Annotated in this window: 18 protein-coding genes; 9 read left to right on the plus strand and 9 right to left on the minus strand. The window is 65.4% G+C overall.

Features of this window, described 5'->3' with window-relative positions; genetic code table 11:
- Positions 1-156 precede the first annotated feature (156 nt).
- A complete protein-coding gene (locus L6D89_RS29615; RefSeq protein ID WP_236202017.1) occupies positions 157-954 on the minus strand; it encodes a carbon-nitrogen hydrolase family protein in 798 nt (265 codons plus the stop codon).
- Between the two features lie 203 nt (positions 955-1,157).
- Between L6D89_RS29615 and L6D89_RS29620 the strand changes: the two genes are divergently transcribed.
- The 3 genes from L6D89_RS29620 to L6D89_RS29630 all read left to right on the plus strand — a co-directional run bounded on the left by L6D89_RS29620 (position 1,158) and on the right by L6D89_RS29630 (position 4,320).
- Positions 1,158-2,066: a LysR substrate-binding domain-containing protein gene (locus L6D89_RS29620; RefSeq protein ID WP_236173715.1), complete on the plus strand. Its 909-nt coding sequence runs from the start codon at positions 1,158-1,160 to the stop codon at positions 2,064-2,066.
- A 306-nt stretch (positions 2,067-2,372) separates the two neighbouring features.
- On the plus strand, positions 2,373-3,401 hold the full coding sequence (locus L6D89_RS29625; protein WP_236202018.1) for a DUF5924 family protein: 1,029 nt from the start codon (positions 2,373-2,375) through the stop codon (positions 3,399-3,401).
- A 79-nt stretch (positions 3,402-3,480) separates the two neighbouring features.
- Positions 3,481-4,320, plus strand: a complete 840-nt coding sequence (locus L6D89_RS29630) for an acyl-CoA thioesterase (protein WP_236202019.1) — start codon at positions 3,481-3,483, stop codon at positions 4,318-4,320.
- Between the two features lie 191 nt (positions 4,321-4,511).
- On the opposite strand, the gene L6D89_RS29635 is transcribed toward L6D89_RS29630, so the two are convergent.
- On the minus strand, positions 4,512-4,853 hold the full coding sequence (locus tag L6D89_RS29635) for a zinc ribbon domain-containing protein YjdM (protein WP_024766124.1): 342 nt from the start codon (positions 4,851-4,853) through the stop codon (positions 4,512-4,514).
- A gap of 163 nt (positions 4,854-5,016) precedes the next feature.
- Here L6D89_RS29635 and L6D89_RS29640 point away from each other — a divergent pair, with 163 nt between their 5' ends.
- Together L6D89_RS29640 and L6D89_RS29645 are read left to right on the plus strand one after the other, a co-directional pair.
- Complete coding sequence (locus L6D89_RS29640) at positions 5,017-7,989, plus strand: autotransporter family protein (RefSeq protein WP_236202020.1); 2,973 nt, start codon at positions 5,017-5,019, stop codon at positions 7,987-7,989.
- Between the two features lie 186 nt (positions 7,990-8,175).
- Positions 8,176-8,409 carry a hypothetical protein gene (locus L6D89_RS29645; RefSeq protein ID WP_236202021.1) on the plus strand — a complete coding sequence of 78 codons (234 nt, stop codon included), beginning with the start codon at positions 8,176-8,178 and terminating at the stop codon, positions 8,407-8,409.
- A 71-nt stretch (positions 8,410-8,480) separates the two neighbouring features.
- Here L6D89_RS29645 and L6D89_RS29650 read toward each other — a convergent pair whose 3' ends face one another.
- The 3 genes from L6D89_RS29650 to L6D89_RS29660 all read right to left on the minus strand — a co-directional run bounded on the left by L6D89_RS29650 (position 8,481) and on the right by L6D89_RS29660 (position 12,515).
- A complete protein-coding gene (locus tag L6D89_RS29650) occupies positions 8,481-9,104 on the minus strand; it encodes a c-type cytochrome (RefSeq protein ID WP_236202022.1) in 624 nt (207 codons plus the stop codon).
- Between the two features lie 169 nt (positions 9,105-9,273).
- Entirely contained in the window at positions 9,274-11,088 is a 1,815-nt protein-coding gene (oadA, locus tag L6D89_RS29655; protein WP_236173706.1) for a sodium-extruding oxaloacetate decarboxylase subunit alpha, read from the minus strand.
- An 11-nt stretch (positions 11,089-11,099) separates the two neighbouring features.
- A complete protein-coding gene (locus L6D89_RS29660; protein WP_236173704.1) occupies positions 11,100-12,515 on the minus strand; it encodes an acetyl-CoA carboxylase biotin carboxylase subunit in 1,416 nt (471 codons plus the stop codon).
- Positions 12,516-12,756: 241 nt separating this feature from the next.
- Between L6D89_RS29660 and L6D89_RS29665 the strand changes: the two genes are divergently transcribed.
- Complete coding sequence (locus L6D89_RS29665; protein WP_139092869.1) at positions 12,757-13,692, plus strand: LysR family transcriptional regulator; 936 nt, start codon at positions 12,757-12,759, stop codon at positions 13,690-13,692.
- Here L6D89_RS29665 and L6D89_RS29670 read toward each other — a convergent pair.
- Positions 13,646-13,861, minus strand: a complete 216-nt coding sequence (locus L6D89_RS29670) for a PA3496 family putative envelope integrity protein (RefSeq protein WP_037013823.1) — start codon at positions 13,859-13,861, stop codon at positions 13,646-13,648. The genes L6D89_RS29665 and L6D89_RS29670 overlap by 47 nt on opposite strands.
- Positions 13,862-14,077: 216 nt before the next feature.
- Positions 14,078-14,962 (minus strand): transcriptional regulator HexR, encoded by an 885-nt coding sequence (gene hexR, locus L6D89_RS29675; RefSeq protein ID WP_024766116.1) that lies wholly within the window; start codon positions 14,960-14,962, stop codon positions 14,078-14,080.
- Between the two features lie 90 nt (positions 14,963-15,052).
- Here hexR and zwf point away from each other — a divergent pair, with 90 nt between their 5' ends.
- The gene (gene zwf / locus L6D89_RS29680; RefSeq protein ID WP_236202023.1) at positions 15,053-16,528 is read left to right on the plus strand and encodes a glucose-6-phosphate dehydrogenase; all 1,476 of its coding nucleotides are present in this window, start codon (positions 15,053-15,055) and stop codon (positions 16,526-16,528) included.
- A gap of 285 nt (positions 16,529-16,813) precedes the next feature.
- A complete protein-coding gene (gene trhP / locus L6D89_RS29685; protein WP_236202024.1) occupies positions 16,814-18,217 on the plus strand; it encodes a prephenate-dependent tRNA uridine(34) hydroxylase TrhP in 1,404 nt (467 codons plus the stop codon).
- A gap of 148 nt (positions 18,218-18,365) precedes the next feature.
- Here the strand turns inward: trhP and L6D89_RS29690 are convergent, their stop codons facing one another.
- Together L6D89_RS29690 and L6D89_RS29695 are read right to left on the minus strand one after the other, a co-directional pair.
- Positions 18,366-19,148 (minus strand): DUF3142 domain-containing protein, encoded by a 783-nt coding sequence (locus L6D89_RS29690; protein ID WP_373874996.1) that lies wholly within the window; start codon positions 19,146-19,148, stop codon positions 18,366-18,368.
- A complete protein-coding gene (locus L6D89_RS29695) occupies positions 19,079-21,247 on the minus strand; it encodes a PA5441 family protein (protein WP_236202026.1) in 2,169 nt (722 codons plus the stop codon). The genes L6D89_RS29690 and L6D89_RS29695 overlap by 70 nt, the downstream gene beginning before the upstream one ends.
- A gap of 244 nt (positions 21,248-21,491) precedes the next feature.
- Here L6D89_RS29695 and nirK point away from each other — a divergent pair, with 244 nt between their 5' ends.
- Positions 21,492-22,643 carry a copper-containing nitrite reductase gene (gene nirK, locus L6D89_RS29700; RefSeq protein WP_373874997.1) on the plus strand — a complete coding sequence of 384 codons (1,152 nt, stop codon included), beginning with the start codon at positions 21,492-21,494 and terminating at the stop codon, positions 22,641-22,643.
- The last annotated feature ends 18 nt before the right edge of the window (positions 22,644-22,661 follow it).

The following is a 22,661-nucleotide window of genomic DNA, read 5'->3' on the forward strand; positions in this document are numbered from 1 at the left end:
TGTTGGAATGTGGATTGGATGGTCGCCCAAGGCCTTGCCAAGGAAAATTATTAAATTTGTCTTCGGGGTATATGAAAAAGCTGGGCAGCCTTGCACCAGTCCAGAGCATGGCGCGCCATCTCGGTGCGCGCCTGCGCACCGCCACAGGACCCGTATTCAGCGGGTCAGCGCACCGTACAGCTCAGGGCGACGGCACGGCAGGTAGGGGAAGGTGGCGGCCTGGCGGGCGCGCTGCTGCGCGTCCAGGTCGACGATCAGCAGACTCTCCGCGGGCCCGGCAGCAGCCAGGCGCTCGCCGTCCGGCGCGACGATGCAGGAGCCGCCGAGGAAGGCCAGCCCGTCCTCCACGCCGCAGTGGTTGCAGTAGGCGACGAACAACTGGTTCTCCACCGCCCGCGCCGGGACGATCACACCCGGCACCGCGCCGTACTCCGGGGTCAGCGCGGTGGGGATGAGGATCAGCCCGGCGCCGTTCAGCGCGTGGGTACGCACCGCCTCGGGGTACTCGACGTCGAAGCAGATCAGCAGGCCGATACGCCAGCCGGCGTAGTCGAACGGCGCTTCCAGCACATCGCCGGCGCTGAACACTTCGCGCTCCATGGCACCGAACAGGTGCGCCTTGCGGTAGTGGCCCAGCGCGTTGCCATCCGGACCGATCACCTGCACCGAGTTGTAGGGCTTGCCGCCCTGCGGATGGCGTTCGGCGTAGCCATAGGCAATGGCCAGCCCGAAGCGCCGGGCCAGTTCGCCGATACGCCGGGCCGACGGGCCATCCGCCGCTTCGGCCAGCTCGTTCATCCGCTGCGGGACGTTGTAGCCGCCCAGCCAGAGTTCCGGACAGAGCAGCAGCTGCGCGCCGGCAGCGGCGGCCGCGCTGGCCTGGCGCTCCAGTTGGTCGAGGTTGCCGGCAACGTCGCCGGGAAGTCCGCAGGTCTGCCACAGGGCCATGCGCATGGGCTTTACTCCAGTCCGCGTGTACGGGATTTGCAGGATGCATTTCGGGTCTGGGCGGAGTATGCCCGCGCCCGGAGGGACGCAGCAGGCGGCCAAGGCCATGAAAAATGTGGTCCCCGGCGAGGAAAATCTTCGCCACGGGCCGCCCCCGCCGGCCGGCTCAACGCGGTATCTTGTATAAAAAAGCATCAACGAGGCGTGCAGTGGCTTCCTATACCTTGCGGCAACTGAAGTATTTCGTGACCACCGTGGAGTGCGGCAGCGTGGCTGAGGCCTCGCGCAAGCTGTACATCGCGCAACCGTCCATTTCCACGGCGATCAAGGGTCTGGAAGAGAGCTTCGGCGTGCAGCTGTTCATCCGTCACCACGCCCAGGGCGTGTCGCTCACCCCCAGCGGCGCGCGCTTCTACCGCAAGGCGCAGGAACTGCTGCGCATGGCCCACGAGTTCGAGCAGAACGCCCTGGCGGACAACGACGTGGTCGCCGGGCAGATCGACATCGGCTGCTTCGAGACCGTCGCCCCGCTCTACCTGCCGCGCCTGATCTCGGGCTTCCGCGAGCGCTATCCGGGCGTGGAAATCCGCATCAGCGACGGCGAGCAGCAGGAACTGGTGCAGGGCCTTACCGCCGGCCGCTTCGACCTGGCGCTGCTCTACGAACACGACCTGGACGCAACCATCTGCACCGACCCGCTGATGCCCGCCCAGCGCCCCTACGCGCTGCTGCCGGAGAACCACCGCTTCGCCAAGCAGGACAAGGTGTCCCTGCGCGACCTGGTGCTGGAGCCGATGATCCTGCTGGACGTGCAGCCCAGCCGTACCTACTTCGTGCGCATCTTCGAGGAGCTGGGGCTCAACCCGCACATCGCCTTCAGCTCGCCCTCCATCGAGATGGTGCGCGGCATGGTCGGCCGTGGTTTCGGCTTCTCGGTGCTGGTGACCCGCCCGCATTCGGAGTGCACCTACGACGGCAAGAAGGTGGTGATGGTGAACATCGCCGAGGACGTCAGCGCCTCCGGCCTGGTTGCCGCCTGGCTCAAGCGCGCCCAGCTGACCAAGCCGGCGCAGCTGTTCGTCGACTTCGCCCGGGAGGAGCTGAGCGGGAAGCACTGATGCCCGCTCTTCGCTCTTCTTGTAGGAGCGAGCTTGCTCGCGAACAGACTTCGGCGCTGCGACCTGCCCTCACCCTAGCCCTCTCCCGGAGGGAGAGGGGACTGTTCGGCAGGCTCTGAATGCTCGGCACTCCCCGGCTGACTCCGTTACGACCCAACGCTGTGGACGGCTCCCTCTCCTCCTGGGAGAGGGCAGGGGTGAGGGAAACGCCCGAACACCAGACGCCCCTCCCGTCACTCCCCGTGCCTCCCACGGACATCCGGCGTTACAATCTCGCCCCCTTTCGTTTTCGTCATACCCCGCCCCATGCTGATCTGGAAAGAGCGCGTGCAGCGCCTCATCACCCTTGTCCTCGGTTTGCTGCAGCGCTACCCGCGCGTCATCGCCCTGTTCGGTTTCTGCTCCGGGGTGTTCAGCTTCATCATGGTCGATCGCCACCGTGCCGGTTTCGCCCGCGCCATGGCCATCGTCATGCTGGTCAGCTGGATCTGGCTGATGCTGGAAAACCTGCTCACCGACCGCTTCAAGCGCCGCTTCGGCTGGGAAGTGCCACCGGGGCTGCTGCGCTACGCGACCCAGCTGATCCACCAGGAAAGCCTGTTCTTCTGCCTGCCGTTCTTCTTCGTCACCACCACCTGGAACAGCGGCCAGGCGCTGTTCACCGGCGTGCTGACGCTGGCGGGGCTCGCCGCGATCACCGACCCGATCTACTACAAGTGGCTGTCGGTGCGGCGCTGGACCTTCCTCGGCTACCACACCCTGACGCTGTTCGCGGTGCTGCTCACCGCGCTGCCGATCATCCTCCACCTGAGCACCCCGCAGAGCTACGAAGCCGCGCTGGGCATCGCCGTGCTGCTGTCGTTCCCGAGCCTCGCGGTGACGGTGAAGATCCACAAATGGTGGCGCTGGTTCGCGTTGATCGGCCTGACCCTGTCCATCGGCGCGGTGGGCTGGTTCGCCCGCGCCTGGGTGCCGCCCTCGACCCTGTGGATGACCGAGATGGCGGTGACCGAGAGCTTCGACAACGCCCAGCGCACCCCCGGCGACAGCCTGGATACCGTCAGCGTGGCGCAGATCAAGAGCCAGGGCCTCTACGCCTACACCGCGATCAACGCGCCGCGCGGGCTGAACGAGCGCATCTATCACGCCTGGCGCAAGGACGGCCAGGAAGTCGATCGCATCGCCCTGGACATCAAGGGCGGCCGCGAAGCCGGCTACCGTGCCTGGACGCACAAGCAGAACTTCCCCAACGACCCCAGTGGCAAATGGCAGGTACAGGTGCTCACCGAGGCCGGCCAGGTGATCGGCACGCTGAGGTTCGAGGTCACGCCCTGACCGCTCGGTATCCTTGACCCGCCTCGGCGCTTTCCTCTACATAGAGCCTCTCCCGAGAACAAAAAGCGCCGAGAGAGTCATGACCGATACCGCCTTGCACCCGTTCGACCGCGCCGTGGCCCTGCACCCCGTTGCTGGCCAACCCAACCTCTACGAAGGCCACACCAGCCAGGACTACTGGAACATGGTCGGCCCCTTTGGCGGCGTGACCGCCGCGGTCCTGCTGCAGGGCGCGCTGCGTCACCCCCAGCTGCTCGGCAGCCCGGTGTCGCTGACGGTGAACTACGCCGCGGCAGTCGTGGCCGGCGCCTTCCAGGTCGAAGCCATCCCGGTGCGCACCAACCGCTCGACCCAGCACTGGCTGCTGCAACTGACCCAGGCGGATGAAGCCGGCGAGCAGCAGGTCACCACCACCGCCACCCTGGTCACCGCGCTGCGCCGCGAAACCTGGAGCCTGACCGACCTGCCCTTCCCGAACCTTGCCCCGGCCAGCGACTTCGAGCCGATGAGCCCAGCCGCCAAGGGCGTGGCCTGGCCAAAGCAGTACGAGATGCGCCCGGTCTCCGGCGCCTTCCCGACCAAATGGGACGGCAGCGGCGAGACCAGCCGCAGCCAGCTCTGGCTGCGCGACGCCCAGCCGCGCCCGCTGGACTTCCTGTCCCTGGCGGCGCTGAGCGACATCTTCTACCCGCGCGTCTGGCTGCGCCGCGCCACGCCGGTACCGGCCGGCACCGTGTCGATCACCACCTACTTCCACACCGACGCCGCGCAACTGGCGGAGGTCGGCACCGGCTACCTGCTGGGCGACGCCCGCGCCCAGGAATTCCGCAACGGCTTCTTCGACCAGAGCGCCCAGCTGTGGAGCGAGTCCGGCGCGCTGCTGGCGACCAGCAACCAGATCGTTTACTACAAGGAATAACCCGCTTCGCTCCCCGTAGGATGGCGTGGAGCGAAGCGATACCCATCAACTTCGCCGACACCGCGCGATGGGTATCGCTTCGCTCCACCCATCCTACATAGATGCTCACTCTGGCCCGTTCCCTGTGGCGAAAAGAGGCGCATAAAAAAGCCCGGCACTTGGCCGGGCTTTTTCATCGCTGCGCGGAAGGCTCAGACCTTGCGCACGAACTCCGATTTCAGCTTCATCGCGCCGATGCCGTCGATCTTGCAGTCGATGTCGTGATCGCCGTCGACCAGGCGGATGTTCTTCACCTTGGTGCCGACCTTCACCACCAGGGACGAGCCCTTGACCTTGAGGTCCTTGATCACGGTGACGGTATCGCCGTCCTGCAGCAGGTTGCCGACCGAATCCTTGATCACGCGTGCGTCGCCATCGGCCTCGGCGGATGCATCGGCGGACCACTCATGGGCGCACTCGGGGCACACCAGCTGGGCGCCGTCTTCGTAGGTGTATTCGGAGTTGCATTTGGGGCAGGGCGGCAGCTGGCTCACGGCGGTTCTCACAGTGGAAACGGTAAAAAAGACCGCAGAGTATATAAGGTTTCTCCCGTCCCTGCCCGGCAACAGAGTTGGCAATGAGCCAGCACCGTTACAAAAGCGTAAGAATCCATCGCTATAACAGGCGGCCACTTCGATAAGAAAAGGACGCCACGCCATGCTGCACAAGCCCTCCCCGCTCGCGCTGAGCATCGCCGTCGTGCTGGCGAGCCTGGCCGCCGAAACCGCCAACGCTGTTCCAGTATCGCCGATCATCAGCGACGCCCAGACCAACAGCCGCACCTTGGCCAACCAGGACACCCTGACGGTCACCCGCACCGGCAGCCTGGTCACCAGCGGCAAGAGCCTCGACCTCAAGGGCGCGGCCACCGGCAGCGGCGTGGTCATCGACAACAGCGGCCTGTTGCAGTCCAGCACTGGCCGCGTGGTCGATACCTCCGGCAGCGACAGCACCACGCGCTTCTACCAGATCATCAACCGTGAGGGCGGCCGGATCGTCGGCTACGACGACGCCATCCGCATGAACAATCCGTTCAGCGCCGGCAGCCTGCTGATCGACAACGCCGGCAGCATCACCTCGGCCACCGGCCAGGCGCTGGACCTGGACAAGCTGCAGAGCGCCGCGACCACTACGATCATCAACCGCGCCAGCGGGGTCATCCACAGCGACGGCAACGACGCCATTCGCCCCGGCGGCAACGCGAGCATCACGAACTACGGCGAGATCAGTAGCTCCGACATGATCACCGCCGACACCAAGAACGACGGCATCGACTTCCAGGGCGCCGCGGGCGGCCACGTGGAAAACCACGGCCTGATCAGCGGCGGCCGCCACGGCATCACCACCGATGTGGGCGCCACCCTGATCAACTACGAAGACGGCGTGATCATCGGCCGCAACGGCTCGGGCTTCGGCTCCGACGGCGACGGCACGGTGATCAACTACGGGCGCATCAGCGGCGCCTACAACGGCCTGGTACCGGACGGCGACGGCGATGGCGTGGACATCGACTACACCGGCCACATCGAGAACCACGGCATCATCGAGGGCCTCGGCGCCGCCGGTTCGAAAGACGGCTCGCCCAACGGCAGCGAAGGCATCGCCATGGGCGGCGGCAGCATCATCAACTACGCCGGCGCGATCATCCGCAGCGTCGACCGCGGCATCCTGGTCGACGACGGCAACGGCAACAGCGGCTTCAGCTCCACCACCCTGGAAAACCACGGCACGATTTCCGGCGAAAAACTCTCCGGGGTGACTCTTTCCGGTGACCTCGACGATACCGTGATCAACGACGGTCTGATCCACGGCGGCAACGGCATCGCCCTGGAAATGGGTGGCGGCAACGACCGCCTGGTGCTGCTCTCCGGCAGCCGCTTCGAAGGCCTGGTGGACGGTGGCAGCGGCCGCGATAGCGTGACCCTGGACGACGCCGCCGGCGGCAGCTTCGGCAACAGCGTCAACTTCGAGTGGCTGGACGTGAAACAGGGCAGTTGGGCGCTCTCCAGCACCAACGATTTCAGCGAAGGCGGCGAAGTCTTCAGCGGTGCCAGCCTGAGCAACACCGGCAGCATTCTCGGCACCCTGCAGGTCGACCAGGGCGCCACCTTCTCGGGCAGCGGCAGTGTCGGCGGGCTGAACGTCGCCGGCAGCCTGGTCGCCTCGCCGGCATCAGGAGCCCCCCATGTCACTGGCGACCTGAACCTGCAGAGTGGCTCGACCCTGTCCTTCGGCGTGGAGCCCAGCGGCGCCCACGCCACCGTGCAGGTGGACGGAGCAACCCGTATCGACGGCGCGCACCTCGCCGTGCAGGCCGGCAGCGGTAACTGGCCGTGGCAGAGCAGCGTGCAGGTGATCAGCTCCAGCGGCGGCGTCAGCGGCCAGTTCGCCGACGTGAAGAGTAACTTCGCCTTCCTCACCCCGACCCTGAGCTACAGCGCCAGCGGCGTCGACCTGCAACTGACCCGCAACGACGTGCAGTTCGGCGATCTCGCCAGCAGCAGCAATGGCCGCAACGCCGCCTCCGCACTGCAGAGCCAGAACGGCGGCGCACTGTACAACGCGCTGATCACCAGCGACGCAGGCAACGCCAGCGCGGCCCTGGAGCAACTGGCCGGCGCCAGCAATGCCAGCCTTGCCGCCGCGACCATCGCCGGCAGCCAGCAGGTTGGCAGCGCCATGCTCAACGCCGTGCGCCAACTGGGCAGCAGCAGCTTGCTGGCAGCCACCGAGCGCGGCGATACGCCGATGTTCGCCGCCACTGGCGTACCCAGTGCAGCGCGCAACCTCAACGACCCGAACGCCGCCGGCCGCCTGTGGGTGCAGGGCATCGGCAGCCACGGCAAGCTCGACGCGCACGACAACAGCGGCGACCTGCAACAGAACACCGGCGGCACCCTGCTCGGCGCCGACTGGGCAGTGACCCCGGACTGGCGCCTGGGCGTGCTGGGCGGCTACTCACACACTGACCTGGATGGCAGCGGCGGTGTTTCCGGCGATATCGACAGCTGGCACCTGGGCGCCTACGCGCTGCACCAGAGCGGCCCGCTGGCCGTGCGACTGGGCGCGGCCTACAGCAGCCACGACGGCGAGAGCAAACGCCGGGTCGAATTCGACGGCTTCAGCGATCGCCCCAAAGGTGACTATGACGCCGACAGCTGGCAGGCCTTCGCCGAGACCGGCTACGCCATGGGCAGCGGCCGCCTGAGCGCCGAGCCCTACGCACGCCTGGACTATCAGCGCTACGAGCGCGATTCGTACAACGAGAAAGGCGGCGCCGCCGCACTGCACGTCGACTCCCAGGACCAGGACAACCTGAGCAGCACCCTGGGCCTGCGCATCGCCCGCCTGGATACCCTGAGCAACGGCATGAGCTTCACCCCGCGCCTGGGCCTGGGCTGGCGTCACACCTTCGGCGATATCGACAGCCAGACCCGCCAGTCCTTCATTGCCGGCGGTGATGCCTTCAGCGTCCAGGGCACGGCGCTGGACCGCAACAGTCTGCTGCTGGACGTCGGCTTCGACGTCGGCGTGTCGGCACGCAATACCCTCGGCATCGGCTACAGCGGCCAGATGGGCAGCAACGCGCAGAACCACGCCCTGATCGCGCAGTGGCAGATGGCGTTCTGATTCTGCTCGTAAGACGAAAAGCCCGGCATTCGCCGGGCTTTTTGCAGGTGTCGTTTAGACCAGAGATTCAGAATATTCGCAGCCCTTCTCGGAGCGAGGCCTGTGGTCCCATCGAGCGCTGACGGCAAAGCTTGCCGCCCCGGTCAACTGACCGGCATCCGCCCAACCTCGATGAGTGAGCACTCCATGAAAAAATTCTGCATCCTGATCGCCGCCTGCGCCGTTCTCGCCGCATGCGATAAGAAAGACGAGCAAGCCTCGCAGACCGCCGTTCCCGCCACCGTTACCCAACAGGAAGCCAAGCCTGTGGCGCAACCGGAGCCCAAGCCGGCAGAACAGCCAGCAGCATCCGAACAAGCCAGCGCGCCGGCCCAACCGGCAGCCGAAGAAGCCAAGCCGGCCGACGACAAGCAGCAGTAAAACCCGCAAGCCGCTGCCGCAATGCGCCGGCGCAGCACACCGGCCAGCCGCCTTCGGGCGGCTGGCTGTTTTCAGGGCTGTAACTGGCTGAGATAGGCCGTCAGCGTGGCGATATCGTCCTCACTGAGCAACCCCGCCACCGCCAGCATCGGCGAACCGGCTCGGCTCGGGTCCTTGTCCCGGTAGCGCTGCAGGGCGTGGGTCAGGTAGGCCCGCGGCTGTCCGGCGATGCGCGGGAAGCCATCGTGGCCCATGGCCTTGTCACCGTGGCAGGTAACGCAGACCGTGGCGAAACGCTGGGCGCCCTGCTCCACCAGCGCTTTGTCCGGTGCCGCTTCCGTACGTGGCACGACCTTCTGCTGGCTGAAGTAGTAGGCGATGTTGACCCGTTCGTTGATGGTCAACAGCTTGGCCGCCTGGTTCATCACGAAGTCGGTGCGCTGGCCGTCGACGTATTTCTCGAAGGCGTCGAAGAGGTACTGCGGGTTCTGCCCGGCCAGGTTGGGGATGTAATCGCGCTTGCTGTTGCCATCCTTGCCGTGGCACTTGCTGCACAGCAGGATGCGTTCCTCGGCGGCGGCATAGGCTTGCTCGCGCTTGGCCGGGTCCTTTTCCAGGGCGGCCAGCCGATCCATCATCTCCGAGGCCTGCGCGACTCCGCACAGCAGCACCCACAACAGAACGACTCTTCCCATCGCCAGACCCTGGTCAGTTTTCCCAGCATCGACGCTAATGAGTTTCTGAAGGAAATTTCCGACCTGGATCAACCATTCGGTTCGAGCAGAAGTGAACGGGCGCGCAAAAAAAAGGGGGAGCATCGTGCTCCCCCGTGGGACTGAACCTTAAAGACCCGTCTGTCCTTGGTCAGCCTTCAATTTCAACCAGGATCTCACCAGGGTTGACCCGGTCGCCCTTGGCTACGTGGATGGCCTTCACGGTGCCGGCAATACCCGCCTGCACCTCGGTCTCCATCTTCATCGCTTCGGTGATCAGCACGGCCTGGCCGGCCTTCACGCTGTCGCCTTCCTTCACCAGCACATCGACGATGTTGCCCGGCATGGTAGTGCTGACATGGCCCGGCTCGCTGGCCTGCTTGCGCTTGTTGTTGCCGCCGCCGATGAACTCGTTGAGCGGCTCGAACACCACTTCTTCCGGCATGCCGTCCACCGACAGGTAGAAGTGGCGCTTGCCGTCGGTCTTCACGCCGACGCCGGTGATGTCCACGCGGTAGCTTTCGCCATGCACGTCGACCACGAACTCGGTCGGTACGCCCTCACCGCCAGCGGCGGCGACGCCCTTGCCATTGGGGATCGGCAACAGCTCTTCGGGTTTCAGGGTGCCGGCGGCGCGTTCCTCGAGGAACTTGCGGCCGATGTCCGGGAACATGGCGTAGGTGAGCACGTCCTCTTCGGACTTGGCGACACTGCCGATCTCTTCGCGCAGCTTGTTCAGCTCCGGCTTGATCAGGTCGGCCGGGCGCACGTCGATGACTTCCTCGTTGCCGATGGCCTGGCGGCGCAGTTGCTCGTTGATCTTGCCCGGCGCCTTGCCGTAGCGGCCCTGTAGGTAGAGCTTCACCTCGTTGGTGATGGTCTTGTAGCGCTCGCCGGCCAGCACGTTGAAGAACGCCTGGGTGCCGACGATCTGCGAGGTCGGAGTAACCAGGGGCGGGAAGCCGAGGTCTTCACGCACGCGGGGGATTTCCGCGAGCACTTCGGGCATGCGGTTCAGCGCGCCCTGCTCCTTGAGCTGGTTGGCCAGGTTGGAAATCATCCCGCCCGGTACCTGGTTGACCTGCACGCGGGTATCCACGCCGGTGAACTCGCTCTCGAACTGGTGGTACTTCTTGCGCACGGCGTGGAAGTACATGCCGATTTCCTGGATCAGTTCCAGGTCCAGGCCGGTATCGAACGGCGTGTCACGCAGCGCGGCGACCATGGATTCGGTACCCGGGTGGCTGGTGCCCCAGGCCATGCTGGAGATCGCCGTGTCGATGCGGTCAGCGCCGTTTTCCACCGCCTTGAGCTGGCACATGCTGGCGACGCCGGCGGTGTCGTGGGAGTGCACCACCACGTCCAGCGGCAGCGCCTCTTTCAGCGCCTTGACCAGCTCGCCGGTGGCGTAGGGGGTCAGCAGGCCGGCCATGTCCTTGATGGCGATGGAGTCCACGCCCATGTCAGCCATGGCTTTGCCCTGGGCGACGAACGCATCGATGGTGTGCACCGGGCTGGTGGTATAGGCGATGGTGCCCTGGGCGTGCTTGCCGGCGGCCTTCACGGCTTCGATGGAGACGCGCAGGTTACGCACGTCGTTCATCGCGTCGAAGATGCGGAACACGTCGATGCCGTTGACCGCCGCCTTGGCGACGAAGGCACGCACCACGTCATCGCTGTAGTGGCGGTAGCCGAGCAGGTTCTGCCCGCGCAGGAGCATCTGCAGGCGGGTGTTGGGCAGCGCGGCCTTGAGCTTGCGCAGACGCTCCCACGGGTCTTCCTTGAGGAAGCGCACGCAGGCGTCGAAGGTGGCGCCGCCCCAGACTTCCAGCGACCAGTAGCCGACCTTGTCGAGCTTGTCGCAGATGGGAAGCATGTCCTCGGTGCGCATCCGGGTCGCCAGCAGCGACTGGTGGGCGTCGCGCAGGATGGTATCGGTGACGGTGACTTTCTTGGCAACGGTCATGTACGTGATCCTCACAGGCCAGCGTGGGCGGCAATGGCGGTAGCGATGGCGATGGCCAGGTGCGACGGGGTGCGTTTGATGGAGTACTGGGTCAGTTCCGGGTGGCTTTCGACGAAGCTGGTGTTGAACTGGCCGTTACGGAATTCCGGGTTCTTGAGGATTTCCTGGTAGTAGGCGGCGGTGGTCTTCACACCCTGCACGCGCATGTCGTCCAGCGCACGCAGGCCGCGGTCCAGCGCTTCTTCCCAGGTCAGCGCCCAGACCACCAGCTTCAGACACATCGAGTCGTAGTACGGCGGGATGGTGTAGCCGGTGTAGATCGCCGTATCGGTGCGCACGCCAGGGCCGCCGGGCGCGTAGTAGCGGGTGATCTTGCCGAAGGACGGCAGGAAGTTGTTCTTCGGGTCTTCGGCGTTGATGCGGAACTGCAGGGCGAAGCCGCGGTGGATGATGTCGTCCTGCTTCACCGAGAGCGGCAGGCCCGAGGCGATGCGGATCTGCTCGCGGACGATGTCGATGCCGGTGATTTCCTCGGTGATGGTGTGTTCCACCTGCACGCGGGTGTTCATCTCCATGAAGTACACCTCGCCATCGGCGAGCAGGAACTCCACGGTGCCGGCGTTCTCGTAGCCCACCGCCTTGGCCGCGCGCACCGAGAGGTCGCCGATGTAGGCGCGCTGCTCGGGGGTCAGCTGCGGGCTGGGGGCGATCTCGATGAGCTTCTGGTTGCGGCGCTGGATCGAGCAGTCGCGCTCGAACAGGTGCACGGTGTTGCCAAAGGAGTCGGCGAGAATCTGCGCCTCGATGTGCTTGGGATTGACGATGCACTTCTCGAGGAAGACTTCCGCGCTGCCGAAGGCCTTGGTCGCCTCGGAGATCACCCGGGGGAAATTCTGTTCCAGTTCCTCGCGGCTGTTGCAGCGGCGGATACCGCGGCCGCCACCACCGGAGGTGGCCTTGAGCATCACCGGGTAGCCGATGCGCTCGGCTTCGGCCAGGGCTTCGGCCAGGTCGGCGACGTTGCCTTCGGTACCGGGGGTGCAGGGCACGCCAGCGGCGATCATGCTGCGCCGCGCTTCGGTCTTGTCGCCCATGCGGCGGATGACTTCCGCCGACGGACCGATGAACTTGATCCCGCGCTCGGCGCAGATATCGGCCAGTTCGGCGTTCTCGGAGAGGAAGCCGTAGCCGGGGTGCAGGGCGTCGCAACCGGTTTCCACGGCCAGGTTCACCAGCGCACGCGGGTTGAGGTAACCCGCCAGTGGGTCGGCGCCCAGGCTGTGGGCTTCGTCGGCGCGCTTGACGTGCAGGGCGTGACGGTCGGCATCGGAATAGACGGCCACCGAACGGATGCCCATCTCGGCGCAGGCGCGCACGATCCGGACAGCGATCTCCCCACGGTTGGCGATCAGGATTTTCTTGATCACTGCGGCTTTCCCTCGGCCCGGGCCTTGTGGACCCCGGCGTAAAAACCCATCGGCAGCTCCGATCACGGCAGCTGGATTTTCTTGTGGATATTGCTCGACCGGAGCGGGTTCCGGCGTGTTTTTACCCTAGCGCGGGAGGGAGGATTAACCAAAATCAATAATTATTGGGGTAGCCATAAAGAATGCTTTATAGTCGCTGGAAAATGTCGCCATCGAGCAGGCTTCTATGCGTAAGTCATTGATGCGTATGACCCTTCGCCAGCTGCAGGTTTTCCGCGCGGTGTGCGAAAGCCGTTCCTACAGCCGCGCCGCCGAGGAAATGGCCCTGACCCAGCCGGCGGTCAGCCTGCAGATTCGCCAGCTCGAAGAACTGGTCGGCCAGCCGCTGTTCGAGTACATCGGCAAGAAGCTCTACCAGACCGATGCCGCCGACGCCCTGCTGCGCGCCACTACCGACATCTTCCAGCGCCTGGAAGTGCTGGACATGAACCTCTCCGACCTCAAGGGTTCGCTGCAGGGCCAGCTGCGCCTGGCGGTGGAATCCAGCGCCAAGTACATCACCCCGCACCTGTTCGCCGCCTTCCACGCGCAGCACCCGGATGTCAGCCTGAACCTCACGGTGGTCAACCGCGCCCAGGTGATCAAGCGCCTGTCGGACAACCGCGACGACCTGGTGATCATGTCGCTGGTGCCGCAGGACATGGCGCTGGAATTCCTGCCCTTCCTGAACAACCCGATCGTTGCCGTGGCACCGCCGGACCACCCGCTGTGCAACGCCGCGAAGCTTTCGCTGAAGGACCTGGAACCCTATCCGCTACTGATCCGCGAGCCCGGCTCGGGTACGCGCAAGGCCTGTGAGGAGCACTTCCAGCAGAAACGCGCGCACTTCGCGCAGACGCTGGAATTTGCCTCGCTGGAAGGATCACGGGAAGGGGTATTGGCGGGACTGGGACTGGCGCTGCTGCCGCGCCACGCGGTAAGCCGCGAACTGCAATCCGGTCTGTTGCACGAACTGCCGGTGGAAGAGCTGCCGCTGTACCGCAGCTGGTGTCTGGTGCATGCCCGCGGCAAGCGCCTGAGCCCGGTGGCCCAGGCGTTCGTCGCCTTCATCCGTGAAGAGCGGGCGCTGATCAGCCAGCTTGCCGAACGCTTCGCCGGCCCGCCTTCGCCGAAGTGAGGTAGGCGGCGGCGATCAAGTCAGGGTAATCGGAGGTTTCGAGGGCGAGGCGCTGGGCCTCCACGCGGTCCTCGATGGCGCGACGGAACTGCATACGCCGCTGGTCTTCGAGCTTGCGGCGGGTCTTGCTGTCCACTTGGAGCTGGGTGTCGTCGATATGGCGGGGCATCTCGCATCTCCCAAGGCCGAAGGGCTGGAGACGCCAGCATGCTGGGGGCGGATGACCGTTTGACGACGTGGTGGTGAAGCGCCGGTGACGCCGACGAGTGGTCGGCGAGTGGTCGGCGAGGAGCTTTTGTAGGAGCGAGCTTGCTCGCGAACCGCTCAGCCCTGGAACACCCGGCTAGCTCTGTTCGCGAGCAAGCTCGCTCCTACAGGTATGGTCTCAGGACGCCTCTTCCGGGCGCTCCTCGTGGTTCTTCACCACCTTGGGCGACAGGCGCAGGCTACGCAGGCTGCGCTTCACGCTCTTCAGGTGGTTCACCAGGTCCGGGCCACGGGCCATGGCCACGCCCATCGCCAGCACGTCGATCACTACCAGGTGGGCGATACGCGAGGTCAGCGGGGTGTAGATGTCGGTGTCTTCGTGCACATCCACCGCCAGGTTCACCGTGGCCAGGTCGGCCAGCGGGGTCTGGCTGGGGCACAGGGTGATCAGCGTGGCGCCGGCTTCGCGCACCAGGTTGGCGGTCACCAGCAAATCCTTGGAGCGGCCGGACTGGGAGATGCAGATCGCCACGTCCGAAGGCTTCAGGGTCACTGCCGACATGGCCTGCATGTGCGGGTCGGAGTACGCCGCTGCCGACAGCAGCAGGCGGAAGAACTTGTGCTGGGCATCCGCCGCCACCGCGCCGGAAGCACCGAAGCCATAGAACTCGACACGCTGGGCATGGGCGATGGCCGCGATGGCGCGCTCCAGGGCATGGGTGTCGAGGTGCTCGCGCACTTCCATCAGCGAGTGCAGGGTGGTGTCGAAAATCTTCAGGCTGAAGTCCGCCACCGAGTCGCTCTCGTTGATCGAGAACTGACCGAAGCTGGCACCGGCGGCCAGGCTCTGCGCCAGCTTGAGCTTGAGATCCTGGAAGCCGCTGCAGCCGATGGCGCGGCAGAAGCGCACGATGGTCGGCTCGCTGACGCCGACGCCATGGGCGAGGTCCGCCATGGAGCTGTGCATGACCGATGCAGGGTCCTGCATCACGTGATCGGCAACCTTGAGCTCCGACTTGCGGAGCAGATGACGCGACTGGGCAATGTGCTGCAAAAGGTTCACAGGGATAGGCTCGGTGATAGTTGTCTGAGAATTATGTAGTCTTGTTGTAGTTATACTACAAAACTACTCGCCAAGCCCAGGGAATAAGTCTTGAATACGCCCGCCAGCCTTAGTCTTCCCAGTTCCTGCGACATCCTGGTATTCGGCGGCAGCGGCGACCTGGCGCTGCACAAGCTGCTCCCGGCGCTCTATCACCTGCACCGGGAAAACCGCCTGCCGGCCGACACGCGGATCTTCGCCCTCGCCCGCAGCCAGCGCGACAACGCCGCCTACCTCGAACTCGCCGAACGCAATTGCCGGGTGCAGGTCGCGCGCAGCGATTTCTCCGCCGAAGCCTGGCGCAGCTTCGCTCAGCGCCTGCAGTACGTAGCGATGGACGCCTCGCAGAGTGCCGACTTCGGCCGCGTCGCCAAGGCCCTCAAGCGCAGCGAAGGCCGCGTGCTGGTGCACTACCTCGCCACTGCGCCGAGCCTGTTCGCGCCGATCGCGCAGAACCTGAAGATCGCCGGCCTGGCCGGGCCGCTGGCGCGCATCGTGCTGGAGAAGCCGCTGGGTCATTCGCTGGAGTCGGCCCTGGCAATCAACCAGGCGATCGGCGAGGTGTTCGACGAATCCAGGGTCTTCCGCATCGACCACTACCTGGGCAAGGAGACGGTGCAGAACCTCATGGCGCTGCGCTTCGCCAACATCCTGTTCGAGCCGGTGTGGCGCAACGGCCCCATCGACCACGTGCAGATCACCGTCAGCGAAACCCTCGGCGTGGAGAACCGCGGCGGCTACTACGACCATGCCGGGGCCATGCGCGACATGGTGCAGAACCACCTGCTGCAACTGCTCTGCCTGGTGACCATGGAAGCGCCGGTGCGCTTCGACGCCGAGGCGGTGCGCAATGAAAAGGTGAAGATCCTCCAGGCGCTCAAGCCGATTACCGGGCAGGACGTGCAGGACAAGACCGTCCGTGGCCAGTACACCGCCGGGCATATCGGCGGGCAGGAAGTGCCGGCCTACTGGTTCGAGAAAAATGTCGACAATGACAGCGATACGGAAACCTTCGTCGCCGTTCAGGCGGAGATCGACAACTGGCGCTGGGCCGGCGTGCCGTTCTACCTGCGCACCGGCAAGCGCATGGCGAAGAAGTGCTCGGAGATCGTCATCCAGTTCAAGCCGGTGCCCAACAGCCTGATCGGCAACGCAGCCGGCGAGGCTAACCGCTTGTGGATAAGGCTGCAGCCCGAAGAGCGCATCAGCGTGCAGCTGATGGCCAAGGCCCCGGGCAAGGGCATGCAACTGGAGCCGGTGGAACTCGACCTCAACCTCGCCCAGGCCTTCAGCACCAACAAGCGCCGCTGGGACGCCTACGAACGCCTGCTGCTGGACGTGATCGAGGGCGACTCGACGCTGTTCATGCGCCGTGACGAGGTAGAAGCAGCCTGGCGCTGGGTCGACCCGATCCTCGCCGGCTGGCACGAGCATTACCAGAGCCCGCGCCCCTACCCCGCCGGCAGCAACGGGCCGGAACAGGCGCAGACCCTGCTGGAACTGCAGGGGCGCCGCTGGCTGGAATGATCGGCCTCGCGTAGGAGGGGACTCTGTCCGCGATGTGCTACCGGTCTGCTCGGCGCGAGCGGAAATCGATCGCGGACGGAGTCCGCTCCTACGTACCCCGGGAAATCCCTGTAGGAGCGAGCTTGCTCGCGAACCGGGTAGGCACGGTGCAAGGCGGTTCGCGAGCAAGAACTGGGCGTCCCCCTCGGTCCTACGAAAATCAGCCTGCCCTTGACCTCGCTCAGCACGCGCAGCCTGCGGATTTCCTAGAGTGGCGGCCTTTTTCCCACTTCCCGCTCTGCCGCCATGTCCCCCACTCCGTTTGTCCCCGAACTGCTCTGCCCCGCCGGCTCGCTGAAGAGCCTGCGCCACGCCTTCGCCTATGGCGCCGACGCCGTCTACGCCGGCCAGCCGCGCTACAGCCTGCGGGTGCGCAACAACGAATTCGACCATGCCAACCTCGCCACCGGCATCAACGAGGCCCATGCCCTGGGCAAGCGCCTGTACGTAGTGGTCAACATCGCCCCGCACAACGCCAAGCTGAAGACCTTCCTGCAAGACGTCGAATCGGTGATCGCCCTGGGCCCTGACGCGCTGATCATGTCCGATCCCGGCCTGATCATGCTGGTTCGCCAGCATTTCCCCGAGGTTGATATCCACCTTTCGGTGCAGGCCAACGCGGTGAACTGGGCCAGCGTGGAGTTCTGGCGCCAGCAGGGGCTCAAGCGGGTAATCCTTTCCCGCGAGCTGTCGCTGGAGGAAATCGGCGAAATCCGCGAGCGCGTGCCGGGGATGGAACTGGAAGTCTTCGTCCACGGCGCGCTGTGCATGGCCTACTCCGGGCGCTGCCTGCTGTCGGGCTACATCAACCGCCGCGACCCCAACCAGGGCACCTGTACCAACGCCTGTCGCTGGGAGTATCAGACCCACGCCGCCCACGAGGACGAACTGGGCCACGCGGTACGCAACGTCGAGCCGACCCTGGGCATCGGCGCGCCGACGAAGGAAATCGTCCTGCTCGAAGAGGGCAATCGCCCCGGCGAGCTGATGGAAGCCTTCGAGGACGAGCACGGCACCTACATCATGAACTCCAAGGACCTGCGCGCCATCCAGCACGTGCAGCGCCTGGCACAGATGGGCGTGCATTCGCTGAAGATCGAGGGTCGCACCAAGTCCCACTACTACGTCGCGCGCACCGCCCAGGCTTACCGCAAGGCCATCGACGATGCCGTCGCCGGGCGCGCCTTCGACCTCGGCCTGATGGACACCCTCGAATCCCTGGCCCACCGCGGCTACACCGAGGGCTTCCTGCGCCGCCACGTGCATGACGAGTACCAGAACTACCAGTACGGCCACTCGCTGTCCGAGCGCCAGCAGTTCGTCGGCGAATTCACCGGCGAGCGCCGTCACGGGCTGGCTGAGGTACGGGTGAAGAACCGCTTTGAAGTGGGCGACAGCGTCGAGCTGATGACCCCGGCCGGCAACCGCACCTTCCGCCTGCATGCGCTGGAGAATACGCGGGGCGAATCCATCGGCGTCGCGCCGGGCGATGGTCATGTCGTCTACATCCCCGTGCCCGAGGGACTGGACCTGGAGTACGCGCTGCTGATGCGCAACCTCAACGGCGGCAACACCCGCGATGCGCGGGAACCGGCCGCAGCCGGTGGTTGCGGGAATGATTGCGGCAAGTGCGGGTGTGGCGGCGCTTGAGTCCGCTGCCGGCGGACAGCTATCGCGGACGGAGTCCGCTCCTACCCCATGTTCAACACCTTGCCAGGGAAGTGCGCCGCCCTACCCATGCCACCTGCGTGCGTAGGAGCGGACTCCGTCCGCGATCGATCCGCCATCCGCACCAACCTCACGGGTTCTGCAGGAACACCACGTACCCCCTGAACCACCGGCTCTTCGCCAGGTAGTCCGGCGCCTGCCACTCCCCGTACTGCGCCAGCCCGATGCGGAAGGGCAATTGCAGCCGCGCCACGCGCGGCAGGTAGGCCTGGTAGTTGGGGATGGTCCGGCGCCCCTGGTAGGTCTGCACCACCACCTCATCCACCACGCCGGCCAGGCGGTTGATGGTCTCCGGCGCAGCGTTGCTGCCCCAGTCCATCAACCCGGTGATGCTCAACTTGCAGTCTGCGGGCAGGCGCTGGCGCAGGTTCTGGAGGAAATCGACGTACTCATCCAGGTAGCGCGTGCGCGCATCGAAGTCGATCTGCACGCCTACCATCGGATTGCCGGCGGCACGCCAGCGGCGCAGCTGTGACAACAGGGTACGGTAGATGTCCTCGTCCCAGCGCAGGGTGTGGGCACGGTAGACCACCCAGACCTTGCCCTGCTTGAGACGTGGAATGGCGATGCCCTGGGCGATCAGCCGGGCGCGACCATCACGGTAGCGCGGCGCGCTGACCTGCCCTTGCAGCACGTAGAGGGTGCGCGCCTGAGCCAATACCGGCTGCGCGGCAACGCCGCTCCAGAGCCAGAAGGCGTCGTGGTCGGCGGCGTCCACGCCGCTCGCTGATGCGTTGCCCGTGAGCAACGCCAGCGCTAAGACCAGGACGCGCCGCACGCGTCTTACCAGTAGTACTTCAGGGACTTCGCCCAGGGCGTCGCTGAGTACTGCCCCTTGAGGGTGCGGAACCATTGCTTGCGCTGCGCCGGGGCGATGTCCTGGCTGCCGCAGCCGTTGTAGCCGCTGGGCGCGAAGCAATTGATGGCGCGGAACAAGGCGTAGGCGCGATCCTCTTCCACAGCCTGTTTGTCAGCGATGACCTTCAGGTAGCCGTCCATGCGCGAATAGGCGCTGCCAGGGAAGAGCGACTCACCACCCCCCAGTTCGCGCTCGCTGGGCTGGGTATCGAGCGGGAAGCCATCGAGGTTGTTGCGCAGGATGAATTCGCCCAGGCAGTTCAGCGCCCTGGGCGGCGGCGGACTCTGCTGCAGGTCTCGGGCAATGTCGGCGATCGCCGGGCATTCGTAGCCACTGTCGTTCTTGCCGCCCGGCCACTGGAACAGCGACAGCGGCATGCTGCCGTAGAGGTAGCCGATGCTCGCACCCAGGGGCTTGCCGCTGCCATCGGTGGGCAGCAGCGCGAGGTCGTCGATGTAGGCCTGGTACTGGCCGTGCAGCAAGTCCTTGTAGAGCAGAGCGAACAGCGCGGTGTCGCGCTCCTCCACCGAGACGCTGGTGGATCTTGCCTGCTGGCGCAGCAGGTCGGGGCCGGCGACGTGGCGCAGGAGGATTTCCCGGATGATCGGCGTATGCACCGGCGAGCCTTCGGCGAAGACTTTCACCAGGCGGTCGCTGCGCTCGTAGTTGAACGCCAGCGCCAGCTCCAGCTGCTCGCGCTGCAGCGGCTGCTCGGCCAGCGGCAGCAGGCGCAGCCAGAGTTTCTCGGCAGCGATCCAGTCGTTACCGGCTTCCAGGGCGAAGCCGCGCAAGGTCTGCTGGCTGAAGGCAAGGTAGTCGAGTTTCGACGGCAACTCGTCGGGCAGGGACTTCAACGCCTCGGCGGGATTCTCCTCGACGTACAGCTGGTAGGCCGCCGTCAGGTAGTCGTGCAGGCCGGGATACTTAGCGAAGAGATCCTTCTGCGCCGCCAGGCCGGCAACGTCCAGGGCCCGGGGCTCGTTGGCTTCGTGGTGGCGCATCTGCATCAGGTCGAGAACCGCCAGCAGGCGCGCGTCACGCACGTCGACCGGGTGCGCGGTGACCAGCAGCTTGTTGTCGACTTCCTGCACCAGTTGCGCAAGATCGTCGGAATCCTCGCGCGCGAACAGCTCGGCGTACTCGCCGGCCAGCCGGCCTTCATCGCTCATCAACCAGTAGACCCGGCGCGTCAGGCCCTTGGCCGATGCGCTGTACTGGCCCTGTGGATAAGCCTTGAGGTATTCCCCCAGCGCGGTTTCGGCCTGGGCAAGGATTTTCTTGTCGACCTTGCGCAGGTCCGGATAGCCCATCTCGTCGAAGGCATTCTGCTGCGCCTGGTTGAGCAGGGCGCGGGCGACCATGTAGCGCGAGGTTTCCTTCAGCCAGGGCTGGTCGCTGTCCTGCAAGGTACGGAAGGACTTCAGCGCATCCGTGAAGCGGCCACTGTAGAAATCCGCCGCGCCCTTGAGATAAGCGCGATAGGCCTTGGCCGGCGAGCTCTGCAGGTCATCGGGCAGCAATACGCTGAGCTGTGTTTCGTCCCACTGGCAGGCACCCAGCAGGGTCAGGCGCGCGCGGGCCAGGGCCTGGCGCTCACCAGCAGAAAGGCTGTCGACCAGCAGTAACTGGCTGAGGAAACCCTGGGCAGTGGCCGCGTTGTTGCTGCGGCAGCGGCTGCCTTCGCCGCTGGCGAAGCTGTCGGCGGACGACTGCACGGCATCCGCCGGCAGGCCGATGCGCGCGGCGAGGTCTGCCAGCGGCGCGGTGCTGGTGCTGTCGGTCGAGTCTCCCGGAGCCAGGCCTTCCAGCCAGCGCGCCAGCGGGAACGGCACCTGGCCGTAGCCCAGCTGCTGCTCGTCATCGGTCAGTGCGTGATTGGGAATGCTCGCCTGCCCTGCGTCGGCCAGCAGCAGTTGCAGGTTGACCCGGCTGTCGTTACCCGGACTGAGGAACGGCAGGCTGTTGCAGACGTCCAGGCTATCGCGCTTGAGGTTCCAGCTCGGGTAGCAGGAGTCGTCGCTGCTCGCGCGCGCATCCTGCACGCCGAGGCAGCCGGTGATCAGGGCCAGCAGGGTCAGTCCGTACAGACGCATGAATGATCCTTGTCCGTTGGAGCCCGCACACCGGGCCGGGAATCAGAGCAGGAAGAATCTTACCTCGGCGCGCCGACACTTGCCCGCTTCCGCAGGTACAAGTCTGTAAACGCGATATGTCGCACAGCACGGCCTGCGACATGATGTCCAGCAGAATCGTTCTTTGTTCCCGCTCAAAGAAGGATTCTGCCCAGCGAGTATTTCTTCGTCTAACGACAGTTCGTCGATTACGGAGAGTTACCCCATGCAAGATCAGGAAGATATTTCGCTTTCCCGCCGCACTCTGCTGGCCGGTGCGGTGGTTCTGGGCGTCACGGGCACGATGCTCGGCAGTGGCAAGGCGATGGCCGACACAGCAGTGTCACCCAAGAACATGAGCCCTGCCCCGGATCTGTCCAAACTGGAACGCGTCAAGATCGAACTGCTGACTCCCCCATTCGTGCATCCCCACGAGGCGCGCGCCACGGGCAAGCCCAAGGTCGTGGAATTCACCATGGTCATCGAGGAGAAGACCCTGACCCTGGACGATGACGGTACCCAGGTCCACGCCATGACCTTCAACGGCTCGGTACCGGGTCCGCTGATGGTGGTGCACCAGGACGACTACGTGGAGCTGACCCTGGTCAACCCGGCCACCAATACCATGGCCCACAACATCGACTTCCACGCCTCCACCGGCGCCCTCGGCGGCGGCGGGCTGACCCACGTCAGCCCCGGCGAACAGGTCAAGCTGCGCTTCAAGGCGACCCGTGCCGGTGTGTTCGTCTACCACTGCGCACCGGGCGGCGCGATGATTCCCTGGCACGTAGTCTCGGGCATGAACGGCGCAATCATGGTGCTGCCGCGCGATGGCCTGAAGGACCGCAACGGCAAGTCGCTGAAGTACGACAAGGTGTTCTACGTCGGCGAGCAGGACTTCTATGTCCCACGGGACAAGGACGGCAAGTTCAAGCGTTACAACTCGCCGATGGAAGGCTTCAACGACATGCAGGAAGTCATGAAGGGGCTGATCCCCAGCCACATCGTGTTCAACGGCAAGGTCGGTGCGCTAACCGGCAAGAATGCGCTCAAGGCCAACGTTGGCGAAACCGTGCTGATCGTCCACTCCCAGGCCAACCGTGACACCCGTCCGCACCTGATCGGCGGCCACGGCGACTATGTCTGGGCCACCGGCAAGTTCAACAATCCGCCGGAAGAGGACCTGGAAACCTGGTTCATTCCGGGAGGCGCAGCCGGAGCGGCGCTCTACACCTTCCTGCAGCCCGGACTGTACGCCTACCTCAACCACAACCTCATCGAAGGCGTACTGCTGGGTGCCTCCGCGCACTTCCAGGTGGAAGGCCAGTGGAACAACGATCTGATGGCCCAGATCGAGCCACCGAAGCCGATCAAGTAAGCCCGCCGGCCGGCCCAC

This window comes from Pseudomonas pseudonitroreducens, from assembly GCF_021603645.1.
In the GTDB taxonomy this organism is placed as follows: domain Bacteria; phylum Pseudomonadota; class Gammaproteobacteria; order Pseudomonadales; family Pseudomonadaceae; genus Pseudomonas; species Pseudomonas pseudonitroreducens.